The 12,052-nt window shown below is 68.5% G+C and carries 10 protein-coding genes; 7 read left to right on the top strand and 3 right to left on the bottom strand.

The annotated features are described in order from the left end of the window. Nucleotides 1-51: 51 nt before the first annotated feature. The 3 genes from icmF to ACX25U_RS02330 are packed head-to-tail and all read right to left on the bottom strand — an operon-like array spanning nucleotide 52 to nucleotide 4,903. Nucleotides 52-3,306, bottom strand: coding sequence for a fused isobutyryl-CoA mutase/GTPase IcmF (icmF, locus tag ACX25U_RS02340; RefSeq protein ID WP_454388580.1), 3,255 nt, complete (start codon nucleotides 3,304-3,306; stop codon nucleotides 52-54). A gap of 53 nt (nucleotides 3,307-3,359) precedes the next feature. After that, the gene (locus ACX25U_RS02335) at nucleotides 3,360-4,535 is read right to left on the bottom strand and encodes an acetyl-CoA C-acyltransferase (RefSeq protein WP_454388578.1); all 1,176 of its coding nucleotides are present in this window, start codon (nucleotides 4,533-4,535) and stop codon (nucleotides 3,360-3,362) included. Nucleotides 4,536-4,588: 53 nt separating this feature from the next. After that, on the bottom strand, nucleotides 4,589-4,903 hold the full coding sequence (locus ACX25U_RS02330) for a hypothetical protein (protein ID WP_454388576.1): 315 nt from the start codon (nucleotides 4,901-4,903) through the stop codon (nucleotides 4,589-4,591). An 89-nt stretch (nucleotides 4,904-4,992) separates the two neighbouring features. Between ACX25U_RS02330 and ACX25U_RS02325 the strand changes: the two genes are divergently transcribed. The 7 genes from ACX25U_RS02325 (at nucleotide 4,993) to ACX25U_RS02295 (ending at nucleotide 11,943) form a co-directional block, all read left to right on the top strand. After that, nucleotides 4,993-5,907 carry an acyl-CoA thioesterase gene (locus ACX25U_RS02325; protein WP_454388574.1) on the top strand — a complete coding sequence of 305 codons (915 nt, stop codon included), beginning with the start codon at nucleotides 4,993-4,995 and terminating at the stop codon, nucleotides 5,905-5,907. Between the two features lie 9 nt (nucleotides 5,908-5,916). Continuing rightward, on the top strand, nucleotides 5,917-6,903 hold the full coding sequence (locus tag ACX25U_RS02320) for an NAD(P)H-dependent flavin oxidoreductase (RefSeq protein WP_454388572.1): 987 nt from the start codon (nucleotides 5,917-5,919) through the stop codon (nucleotides 6,901-6,903). 863 nt (nucleotides 6,904-7,766) lie between these two features. Beyond that, nucleotides 7,767-8,759: a 5'/3'-nucleotidase SurE gene (surE, locus tag ACX25U_RS02315; protein WP_454388570.1), complete on the top strand. Its 993-nt coding sequence runs from the start codon at nucleotides 7,767-7,769 to the stop codon at nucleotides 8,757-8,759. 110 nt (nucleotides 8,760-8,869) lie between these two features. Then, on the top strand, nucleotides 8,870-9,022 hold the full coding sequence (locus ACX25U_RS02310; RefSeq protein WP_454388568.1) for a hypothetical protein: 153 nt from the start codon (nucleotides 8,870-8,872) through the stop codon (nucleotides 9,020-9,022). After that, the gene (locus ACX25U_RS02305; RefSeq protein ID WP_454388566.1) at nucleotides 9,019-9,774 is read left to right on the top strand and encodes a tyrosine-protein phosphatase; all 756 of its coding nucleotides are present in this window, start codon (nucleotides 9,019-9,021) and stop codon (nucleotides 9,772-9,774) included. Before ACX25U_RS02310 ends, ACX25U_RS02305 begins: the two co-directional genes overlap by 4 nt. After that, nucleotides 9,771-10,658 carry an enoyl-CoA hydratase-related protein gene (locus ACX25U_RS02300; RefSeq protein ID WP_458633801.1) on the top strand — a complete coding sequence of 296 codons (888 nt, stop codon included), beginning with the start codon at nucleotides 9,771-9,773 and terminating at the stop codon, nucleotides 10,656-10,658. The genes ACX25U_RS02305 and ACX25U_RS02300 overlap by 4 nt, the downstream gene beginning before the upstream one ends. A gap of 508 nt (nucleotides 10,659-11,166) precedes the next feature. Continuing rightward, entirely contained in the window at nucleotides 11,167-11,943 is a 777-nt protein-coding gene (locus ACX25U_RS02295; RefSeq protein WP_454388562.1) for an SDR family NAD(P)-dependent oxidoreductase, read from the top strand. Nucleotides 11,944-12,052: the final 109 nt, after the last annotated feature.

Below are 12,052 nucleotides of genomic sequence, written 5' to 3'. Positions count from 1 at the left end.
GGTGCGTTCTCCGCGGGGGCGGGAAGAGCATGTCCGGTGCACCGAGCGGGATCACACGTTGCGGCGGTACTGGCCGCCGACCTCGAAGAAGGCCTCGGTGATCTGCTGCAGGGAGCAGACCCGGGCGGCCTCCATGAGGACGGCGAAGACGTTGCGGCCGCTGGTGGCGCCGTCCTTGAGGGCAGTGAGAGCGGCCTGGGCCTGGTCGCGGTGGCGGACCTGGAAGTCGCGGACTCGGGTGAGCTGGGACTGCTTCTCCTCTGCGGTGGCACGGGCCAGCTCGACGACCGGTTGGCCGCCGCTGTCCTCGACGTGGGGGTTGCGGAAGGTGTTGACGCCGATGATCGGCAGGCTGCCGTCGTGCTTGCGCTGCTCGTAGAGCATGGACTCGTCCTGGATGCGGCCGCGCTGGTAGCCGGTCTCCATGGCGCCGAGGACGCCGCCGCGCTCGCTGATCCGCTCGAACTCGGTCAGGACCGCTTCTTCCACCAGGTCGGTGAGTTCGTCGATGATGAACGATCCCTGGAGGGGGTTCTCGTTCATCGCCAGGCCCCACTCGCGGTTGATGATGAGCTGGATGGCCAGGGCCCGGCGCACGGAGTCCTCGGTGGGGGTGGTGACCGCCTCGTCGTAGGCGTTGGTGTGCAGCGAGTTGGCGTTGTCGTAGATGGCGATGAGCGCCTGCAGGGTGGTGCGGATGTCGTTGAAGTCCATCTCCTGCGCGTGCAGGGAGCGGCCGGAGGTCTGGACGTGGTACTTCAGCTTCTGGCTGCGCTCGTTCGCCCCGTAGCGGTCCCGCATGGCGACGGCCCAGATGCGGCGGGCGACCCGGCCCAGGACGGAGTATTCGGGGTCCATGCCGTTGGAGAAGAAGAACGACAGGTTGGGCGCGAAGTCGTCGATGTCCATGCCGCGGGCGAGGTAGGCCTCGACGTAGGTGAACCCGTTGGCCAGGGTGAAGGCCAGCTGGCTGATCGGGTTCGCGCCGGCCTCGGCGATGTGGTAGCCGGAGATGGACACCGAGTAGAAGTTCCGCACGCCCTGCTCGATGAACCACTCCTGGATGTCGGCCATCATCCGCAGGGAGAACTCGGTGGAGAACAGGCAGGTGTTCTGGCCCTGGTCCTCCTTGAGGATGTCCGCCTGCACGGTACCTCGCACCGAGGCCAGGGTACGGGCCCGGATGACGGCTGCCTCCTCGTCGGAGGGCTCGCGGCCGTGCTCGGCGTGGAAGGTCTCCAACTGCTGGTCGACGGCGGTGTTGAGGAAGAAGGCCAGGATGGTCGGGGCCGGACCGTTGATGGTCATGGAGACCGAGGTGGTGGGCGAGGTGAGGTCGAAGCCGGCGTAGAGCGCCTTCATGTCCTCAAGCGTGGCCACCGACACGCCTGAGGTGCCGACCTTGCCGTAGATGTCGGGCCGCTCGTCGGGGTCGCGGCCGTAGAGGGTGACCGAGTCGAAGGCGGTGGACAGCCGGGTCGCCTCGCTGTCCTTGGACAGGTAGTGGAAGCGGCGGTTGGTGCGCTGCGGGTCGCCCTCGCCGGCGAACATCCGCGCCGGGTCCTCGCCCTCCCGCTTGAACGGGAACACCCCGGCGGTGAAGGGGAAGTACCCGGGCAGGTTCTCGGCCCGCAGGAAGCGCAGCAGCTCGCCGTGGTCGGCGTAGCGGGGCAGGGCGACCCGGGGGATGCGGTTGCCCGACAGCGACTCCCGGGTCAGCGCGGTGCGCAGTTCCCGGTCCCGGACGGTGACCACCAGCTCGTCCCCGGAGTAGGCCCGCACGGTGTCCGGCCAGTCTTCGAGCAGCCGGCGGGAGGCGGGCGTGAGCCGGTCCCGGGCGTCGGCCAGGAGACGGTCGACGTCGGCGGTGTCGGCTTCCGCGGCCGCCAGCTCCTCCCTGACCGCCGCCAGGGCCTGGACCCGCCGGGCCGCCTCCGCCTGGGTGGTGGTCTCGGCGTGGTAGCCGCGCACGGTCTCGGTGATCTCGGCCAGGTAGCGCACCCGCGCGGGGGGCACGATCTGGGCGGCGCCACTGGAGTGCCGCACCGCCACCTCGGGCAGGGCGCCGGGCCGCAGCGGCAGACCGCGCTCGGCGAGCAGCTCGCGCAGATGCTGGTAGAGGGCGGTGACGCCGTCGTCGTTGAAGGTCGCCGCGCTGGTGCCGAACACCGGCATGTCCTCCGGCCGCTGCCCGAACGCCTCCCGGTTGCGTATCAGTTGGCGGCCGACGTCGCGAAGCGCGTCCTTCGCGCCGCGCCGCTCGAACTTGTTGATCGCCACCACGTCGGCGAAGTCGAGCATGTCGATCTTCTCCAGCTGCGAGGCAGCGCCGAACTCGGGCGTCATCACGTACAGCGAGACATCGACGTACGGCACGATGGCCGCATCCCCCTGCCCGATGCCCGGGGTCTCCACGATCACCAGGTCGTACCCGGCCGCCTTGCAGGCGGCGATCACATCCGGAAGACCCTCGGGCAGCTCGTGGCTGCCGCGCGTGGCCAGCGAACGGAAGAAGATCCGGTCGCCGTCCAGGGAGTTCATCCGGATCCGGTCGCCCAGCAGCGCCCCGCCGCCGCGCCGCCGGGTGGGATCCACGGCCAGGACCGCCACCCTCAGCTTGTCCTGCTGATCGGTGCGCAGTCGGCGGACCAGCTCGTCGGTCAGCGAGGACTTGCCCGACCCGCCGGTGCCGGTGATCCCCAGCACCGGCACCGGGCGTGCGAGGGCGGCCCCGCGCAGCGCCCGCAGGTCCTCCCCCGGAACCGCCCGTGCCTCCAGACCGGTGAGCAGCCGCGCGAGCGCCGACCGCTCACCGGCCAGGACGCCCGCGAGCTCGGCCGGTTCCTGCTTCCACAGGTCGGTGTCGCACGCCTCGACCATGGAGTTGATCATTCCGGCGAGGCCGAGCCGCTGGCCGTCCTCCGGGGAGAAGATCCGCACCCCGGCACGCGCCAACCGGGCGATCTCCTCGGGAACGATGACCCCGCCCCCGCCGCCGAACACCTTCACGTGCCCGGCGCCGCGCTCGCGCAGCAGCTGAACCAGGTACTCGAAGTACTCGATGTGCCCGCCCTGGTAGGAGGAGACGGCCACGCCCTGCACGTCCTCCTCCAGCGCCGCGTCCACCACCTCGGCCACCGAGCGGTTGTGCCCGAGGTGGATCACCTCGGCCCCCTGCGCCTGCAGGATCCGTCGCATGATGTTGATCGACGCGTCGTGCCCGTCGAACAGGCTTGAGGCCGTGACGAACCGAACCGGGCCAGAAGGGGTATGAACAGCGGGAACGCTGACGGGCGAAGTGGACATGATGCTCCCTCAAGGCAATGGAGAAAGTGGGACTCTCGGGGATTGCGGCAGGGTCAGGACCCGGCCACGCGGAGCAGCAGGGCGTCCCCCTGCCCACCGCCGCCACACAGCGCCGCGGCACCTGTCCCGCCACCGCGCCGCCGTAGTTCTCGCGCCAGCGTGAGGACGACACGAGTCCCCGACATGCCCACCGGGTGCCCCAGCGCGATCGCACCGCCGTTCACGTTCACCCGCTCGACCGGAACGTCCAGTTCCCGCATCGAGCACAGTGCGACTCCGGCGAACGCCTCATTGATCTCCAGAAGGTCCAGGTCGCCGACCTTGGTCCGCCCGTCGCGGCGCAGGGCATCCCGGATCGCCCGCGCAGGCTGAGTGACCAGCGACGGATCCGGGCCGGCGACGGAGCCGTAAGCGCCGATCTCTGCGAGAATCGGCCACCCCTCGCGCTCCGCACGTTCCCGGGACACCACCACGACGGCGGCGGCACCGTCCGAGAGCTGGGACGAACTGCCGGCCGTTATCGTGCCTTCGCTGCCGAAGGCTGGACGCAGACGCCCCAAGGTCTCGGGCATGGTGTCGGGGCGGATCCCCTCGTCCTCGGTCACCTCGGCGCCACCGATCCTGACCGCGGTGATCTCCTCGGCGAACAGGCCCGCCGCGCGGGCCGTCGCGGCGCGGCGGTGCGACAGCGCGGAGAACTCGTCCTGCTCGGACCTGGTGATGCCGAAGGGCGCCTGGTAGCGCTCGGTGGCCGCCCCCATCGGCACATTGTCGAAACCGCAGATGAGCGCGTCCCGCTCGAGGGAGTCGGACACCCTGACGCTGCCGTACTTCCAGCCGCGGCGTGAACTCTCCAGCAAGTGCGGGGCGTTGGTCATCGATTCCATGCCACCCGCCACGACCACCTCGTGGTGGCCGGCTTTGATCAGCGCGTCGGCGAGGGCGATGGCATGCAGGCCCGACAGGCACAGCTTGTTCACCGTGCTTGCCGGGACCGACATGGGGATTCCGGCGCGGGCCGCCGCCAGCCTCGCGGGATTCGGGCCCATCCCCGCCTGTACCACCGTACCCATGATCACCGCATCGACGTCCGCACCGGGGATGTCCGCATCCTCGAGCGCGGCCTGGATGGCCGCCCCTCCGAGTTCGGGGGCCGAAACCGCGGCCAGGGCGCCGGACAGCTTCCCGATCGGGGTGCGCCGGCCGGCCACGATCACAGAGTCAGACACGGAAGACCTCCCTGGAGGAGTAGAAAAATACTAGAGCAATAAATAATCTAGTATCAAGCTAATGCCTCTTGGGGGAAGGGGGTCGGCGTGTGAGTCTCCTCGGCTCCGGATCTTCGTCGTTGCCCGCCTTCTTCGGTGGGTGGGGAGGGTGGGCCGGCTGTGAGGTTTCCCTGGTGTGCGGGAGGGGCTGACTGGCCGATCAGGACGGATTGACGTGGTTTCAGGTTCGCTTGTTTGGCCGCTGCCTGGTCGGCGTGGTGCTTCTCCTCGAACTCGATGGGCTCGAGGTGGCCGAGCCGCTTCTGGGTGCGGCGGGGGTTGTGGCAGCCGTCGATGTACTCGAAGAGCGCGAGATTCGCCTCGGCCATGGTCGCGCAGACTCTGCACTATTGTCGTCCACTAGACTATCTAGTACTCTAGTTAATATGACGCTGATGTTCACGCTCCCCACGGCCCGGTGACCGACCTGGCGGAGGTGGTCGAGCTGCTCGAGGTCGAGCGGCTCGACGCCGGTCTCTTCCGGGGTGCACAGCCCGAGGCCCGGCCGCCCCGGGTCTTCGGTGGCCAGGTGCTGGCCCAGGGGCTGCGCGCGGCGGGACGTACCGTCCCTGACGGGAGACTTCCGCACAGCCTGCACGCCTACTTCATCCGCCCCGGGCACTGCCGGACGTTGATTGTCTACGACGTCTCCCGGCTTCGTGACGGCGGCTCGCTGTCTGTACGCCGCGTCTCCGCGATCCAGGATGGCGAGGTGATCTGCGACATCACGTGTTCCTTCGCCGAGCCCCGCGAGGCAGTCGCTTCGCGCTGGGAAGCGCCTGTGGTGGATGATCCCGACGAACTGCCGGACGTGGCCGCTCGCCTCACGGCGTACGCTGCGGAGCTCGACGGCTGGTGGGTGCGCGAGCGTCCCTTCGACATGCGACCGCTGGATCCGCCACCGCGCGCAGCCCTCGACGAGCTCGACGACCCTGCAGTCATCGACCCGGTGAGCAGACTCTGGCTGCGTGCCGACGGACCTGTGCCCGACGACGCCCTTCTGCACACGTGCCTGCTTACCTACGCCAGTGACATGATCCTGCTCGAGCCGGTGCTGGTGGCGCGTCGGACAACGACGCTGGGCCCGGGGTCGGTCGCCTCCCTCGACCACGCGATGTGGTTCCACCGCACGCCAGACATCGCTGAGTGGCATCTCTACGACAGGCGGGTGGTCGGGGAAGCCGCGCGCCGCGGCCTGGCCTCGGGTCGCTTGTTCACCCGCGCCGGCGATCTGGTCGCCACCGTCAACCAGGAGGGCTACCTGAGCCCTCACGATCCACGCGACTGGGCGGGCCCGAGGCTGCGAGCACCCGACCAGACCGTAACCAGTTGAGGAGACCTGATGTTCAGCAATCGCTTCACCGAGGCCTTCGGCGTCGAGCACCCGATCGTGTGCGGCGGAATGACCGCCGTGGGTAAGGCGGAGCTGATCGGCGCGGTGGCCGAGGCGGGTGCGCTCGGCTTCCTCAGCGCCCTCACCCAGCCGACGCCCGAGGCGCTGGTCAAGGAGATCGCCCGATGCCGGGACCTGACTGACAAGCCGTTCGGTGTCAACCTCACCATCCTGCCGACCATCGAGCCGGTGCCCTACGACGAGTACCGCGACGCCATCATCGACAGCGGCGTCAAGGTCGTGGAGACCGCGGGTGCCAATCCGGCACAGCACCTGCCGGCGTTCAAGGAGGCGGGGGTGAAAGTCATCCACAAGGCCGTCGCCGTCCGGCACGCGCTCAAGGCCCAGGCGTTGGGAGTCGACGCGGTGAGCATCGACGGCTTCGAGTGCGCCGGTCACCCCGGGGAGGACGATGTGCCGGGCCTGGTGCTGATCCCGGCCGCGGCCCGTGAGCTGGAGATCCCGGTCATCGCGTCAGGTGGTCTCGCCAACGGTGCCGGCCTCGTCGCGGCACTGGCGCTGGGCGCCGACGCGATCAACATGGGCACCCGCTTCGTGGCCACGACAGAGGCGCCGGTGCACCAGGCGGTCAAGGAGCAGATCGTCGCCAACACCGAGCGTGACACCGTCGTCGTTTTCCGCAAGTTCCGGAACTCTGCCCGCGTCGCCCGGAACTCGGTGTCGGAGGAGATCCTTGAGATCTCGGCCCGTGAAGGCACTACGTTCGAGGACATCGCCCACCTCGCGTCCGGAGCTCGCGGCCGCGAGCAGGTGCTCGTGCAGGGCAATGTCGAGGGCGGCATGTGGTGGGCCGGACAGACGCAGGGTCTCATCCACGAGGTCGCCAGCTGTCGCGAAGTGGTCGGTACCATCGTGAGCGATGCCGAACAGATCATCCGCGAGCGACTCCTGAGCCAGCTTGTCGACCGGCAGTGAGGATGCAGCGTGGTGACGCTGCCGGCGGGCCCGACTGCCGACTGAACTCACGTCTCGACGGTCGTGTCCGGGATGTGTCGGCCCCGGTCGGCACCACGCACGCGGCCGGACGAGCGTTTGCGACTTTGCAGGAGCTCGTCCAGAAGTCCGTCACTGTCCTGTCCGCCCCCGACCGGCGCGTGCCGCCCCTGGAACGGACACGCATACCACGCACGGCCTGCTCCACCACGCTGTGGCGGTGGCTACCTCGGATGTGGGACGGCTTCATCATCCGGTCCCGTCGACCGAGCCCTTGGCGACGAGAGCCGTACTGTGACCGGCCTGCGGCTCAGGACGACGGGCACAGTGCCCTGGGCGCCCCAGCCGGGTTGCGGCGCCGCAGCCAGGTCGCCGAGATCGGCGCTGCGCTGGTCGTCCTGGTGTGCATGACCCCTGCCCGGGAGCGAGGCCACCACCCCTGCCCTGGGCATCGTCACGTTCGCGCTCCCCCTGAAGTTCGTCCTCGTGCGCGAGCCGTTCGACATGGACTACGCCCCGCAGTCAGTGGACAGTGAGGGGCCGGCTCAGCGGATCTGACCGCGTCCACGCCACCCAGGTGCCGACACCCATCAGGCACTGGTGGACTGGGGTGTCTCGCTGGAGGAGATCGCCGAGCTGCGCGAGCGCTTGCACGCTCACTCTCGAGCCGCTGCCTGGCGGGGCGGCAGTGCAGCACCGCTTGCCGGGTGACGCCTGCGGGCGAGGACCGTGCCCTCAGGCCTCGCCGGTCTTGTGATCCTCCAGCGCAGTTGATTGCAACTCCTTCGTCCGAATATCCCGTTATATCCCGTTCCAAACCGTTCGTCTCCCTGAGGAAGTGGGTCATGAAGATCGTCGCAGGTCTTGCAGCAATGTTGCTGACTGTCGGTGTCTCTACGGCCGCGATCGCGGTGCCCAAGACGCCGACGAGCCAGAGTCGTACGGCACCGCCTGACGCGGGACCACTGCACATCCTCCTGAGCAACGACGACGGCGTCGGCCGCGGCGGCCTGCCGCAATTGCAGAAGGCGCTGTGCGAAGCCGGGCATGACGTGACGGTGTCCGCTCCGGCGTCCAACCAGAGTGGGGGCGGCGGCAGCGTGACCGGATCCGGCACGCTCAAGGTCGTGGCGAAGGGACCGGCCTGTGACGACGGGCGCGGTGCGACCTACGCCGTCCATGGCACACCGGCCGACTCCGTTCTCTTCGCGCTGACGGTCCTGAAGGCGGAGCCTGACCTTGTGTTGACCGGTATCAACCCCGGCCAGAACATTGCGGACGCAATGTCGCTCTCTGGAACCATCGGCGCAGCCATGATCGCAGCCAAGCAGAAAATTCCCACCATCTCGGTCAGCGTCGAGAACGACGCAGAGGACTTCCGGCGGAACGGCAATCTCAAGCAGACCGATGCGGCGATGCCCGATGCGGCCGCGTACACGACCAACCTGATCCGACACATCGAGACGCGCAGCAGTCGGGGCGCAGGACTTCCGGAGGGGCTCTTCCTCAACATCGCCTACCCGGTGGTGCTGGACGAGAACGGCCAACACGACGCTTCCCTGGTGAAGGGTACCCGGGTGACCCGTGTCGGCGACTATGCCGTCCTCGGAGGACTCGGCAAGTTCTCCCTCACTGGCCAAGAGGGGAACACCAGTTGGTATGACGTCTCGACGCCGGGTTTCTGCCGAGTGCAGTTCGACTGCCCCGCTGAGACTGTCCGAAACGCTGACTCCACCGCTCTGGAGGATGGCTTCGTGAGCGTCACCCCACTGGAGACCGGGTTCGGTGCGGAGAAGCAAGGGGCGATTGCCGGACTGCTCGGCGGGTTCGACGGTTGATGGGCCGGGGAGGTCGCGCTGGGGCCTTGCGGTCACTCGCCAGGCTCCTCGCCCAATCGCCCGTAACCACTGCCCCAGGGTCCTCGGCGAGCTTGGGTGCGGTCTGAGCGGTGTTCGCCTCCGCGACTCCGCCGACAGGCAGCGAATACCCGGTGCTCACCGGCTTCGGCCACTATCACGAGGAATACCGCCTCGAGGGCGGCCAATGGCGGATCAGCCGTCTCGAACTCACCCGGATCAAGAGGGAGACCACCCCCGCATGAGCATGCACGATGGTGAGGCGCTGAAGCTCGCCTCCGTTCCGAACTTCCGGGACATTGCCGGCCCCGGGTACCTCACTCCCAGGGGGGCCATGCGCAGGGGGCGTCTGTTTCGTGCCAACGCCTTCCTGGCGACGCCCGAGGACCTCGAGCGGATTGCCCCGCTCGGCATCCAGGCCATCCATGACCTCCGCGGCAAGGGTGAGGTGGACCTCCGTCCGGACACGGTGCCCGAGGGCGCGGCCTGGCGACACACCTGGGTGCCTGGTCTGAGCAGCGACACCATGCGATCCCTGGAGTCCCCGGCGGATCTCAGGGAGGCGATGATCAACCACTACCGCGGGTTCGTGAACAACGCCGACAAACGGGCGGGATTCGCCTCCCTGTTCGCCGGAATCGCCGAAGTGGAGGGACCCCAGGTCTTCCACTGCGCGGAAGGCAAGGACCGCACCGGGTGGGCTGCGATGCTGCTGCAAACCTTTGCCGGAGTCTCGCAGCACGAAGTCGTCGCCGACTTTGTGCTCACCAACGAGCTGATGCAGCGCACGGGCCCCACGCTCGAGGTGGTTCGAAAGTTCTTCGGCGACAAGCCCGACGAGTTCTTTCTGCCGGCCATGGTCGCGGACGTGGAGTACCTCGAGGCCGGCCTCGAACAACTCGAGGCCGACTACGGAGATGTGGAGACCTACCTCCGCATCGGCCTCCGGCTCGACGACGACCAGCTCGATCGCCTCCGCGACCACCTCCTCGGATGACCGCCATGCCCGCTGAATCAGCCTGGGAGCACGACGGCTTCAGCCTCGCCCTGGAAGCCGGCATCGCCGTGATCACCTTCAACCGCCCCGAGAAGCTCAACAGTCTCAGCCGGCAGACGGTTCTCGACCTCTGCGCGGCCCTCGACAGCATCGAGGCCAGTGGCCAGGCACAGGCTGTCGTGTTCACCGGGACCGGCCGGGCCTTCTCCGCCGGGGCCGACCTCTCGGGGGGAGTGGACACCTTCCGTGACCGACGCGACGCCGCCCCCGGCGCCAAAGCCGTGGACAGCCGTGACTTCGGAGGGATCCTGGCCCTGCGCCTCTTTGCCTCAACGCTGCCACTGGTCGCTGCCGTCAACGGAGACGCGGTCGGCCTCGGCGTGACCATGACTCTTCCGATGGATGTCCGGATCGCTGCGGACACCGCACGCTTCGGCTTTGTCTTCGCCCGCCGCGGCATCGTGCCCGAGGCGTGCTCGAGTTGGTTCCTGCCACGTGTGGTCGGGGTCAACCGGGCGCTCGAGTGGACGATGAGTGGTCGGTTGGTGCCGGCCGAGGAAGCACTGGCGGCCGGCCTGCTCCGTGAGGTGGTGCCCCCGGACGATGTTGTATCCACGGCACTGGAGCACGCCCGTTCGCTGGTCGAGGACAGTGCGCCGGTCTCGGTCGCGGCCACGCGCCAGATGATGTGGCACGGGCTCACCCAGTCCCACCCGATGGAGGCGCACAGGGTCGAGTCCGACCTCGTTCGCAGCCTTGGGGCGGGTCCAGATGCGATCGAGGGCATCAGTGCGTTCATCGAGAAGCGGGCACCACGCTTTCCGACACCCGTCGCCGAGGGACTACGCCCCTTCCGGCGGTGGTGGACGCGGCCGGACTTCTGATCTCCATCGTGCATCACCACCCTCGAGAACGAGGTGTACCGGAGCGCTCGCGAGGTCGTCTGGGACTCCTGTCTCGACCACATCGCGGAGTGGTTGGAAAATACCGGCCGGAGTGGGGCGTCGGGCGTGACGCCCGAGCGGAGGGAGCACGCAGACTCATGCTACTGCGAGTGCCGATCAGCATCGCACTGCCGGGCTCATCACTGTTGTGGCCGTGGTGTTTCGCAGATGGTCGGCCCGTGACGGCCGCGCTGGAGACGACGGCCTTAACCTCGCCCTGGTCCCAGAGCTCGACGGCGTCGATGGTCGTGCCCATGGTTGTGGCACTCGGCGGCAGGTGCCCTGGGACGCGTCGCCCTCCCGGAGATGATGCGCGCCGGCGGCGAGCCCACCCGGCCACCGCGTCTGTCGCCACGGCGGGGGCTTTGGGCCAGATCGATCCAAGTCCCGGCCCTGGCAACGTGGCCGCCGTTGCCCGGCGAGGCCGAGTAGTGGTTGGGGTGGACTGATGGACCTGCATGAACAGGCGGCGCTCGTTGTCGGCGGGACATCGGGCATCGGAAAGGCCACGGCGCGCAGGCTGCTGTCCCAAGGCTGTCAGGTCGTGGTCACCGGCCGGGACCGGGAGAAGGGGAGCCGAGCCGCTCGCGAGATCGGCGCCGTCTTCTGCCGCGCAGAGGTCCTGGACACCGAGTCCCTGCTGGCTGCGATCGGCTTCGCAGCCGAGCTTGCGCCGCTGAGGGCGCTGGTCCACTGTGCCGGTGTCGGTCATGCGGATCGGACTACCGGACGTGACGGTTCCTACGAATCGGCGCACCCTCTTGAGGATTTCCGCGGCGTTGTCGACACCAACCTTGTCGGGACCTTCAACGTCGTCCGGCTGGCGGCTTCAGCGATGGGCAGGACGGAACCCGACGGATCCGGGCAGCGGGGCGCGGTCGTCATCGCCTCCTCCCTCGCAGCAACCGTGGGCCAGACGGGCCAGGTCGCGTACGCTGCGTCCAAAGCCGGCCAGCTGGGCATGCTGCGGCCGTTGGCACGGGACCTGGCCACCTTCGGTATCCGGGTCAATGCCATCGCTCCCGGTGGCATCGACACGCCGATCTACGGGGAGGACGGCGTCGATGACGACCTGCGGGAGCGGATCGCTGATTCAGCGATCTTTCCGAAACGGATGGGAGTGCCCGACGAGTTCGCCTCGCTGGCTGTGGAGTTGCTGCGCAACGACTACATCAACGCGTCTTGTGTCGAGCTGGCGGGCGGCACTGTTCAGCTGCCCCGTTGATGGCGTGCGCCGATCCATGGGCCGAGCTCCTCGTCATCACCTCGGCACCACGTCACTCCCGGCGAGGCTTTCGTCAGGCGACGGTCCAGGTGCCGCCGACGCCGAGGAG

Source organism: Streptomyces sp. JNUCC 63 (genome assembly GCF_054366325.1).
The sequence above is the reverse complement of the archived record's forward strand: the minus strand, read 5'-3'. Positions and strand labels throughout refer to the sequence as shown.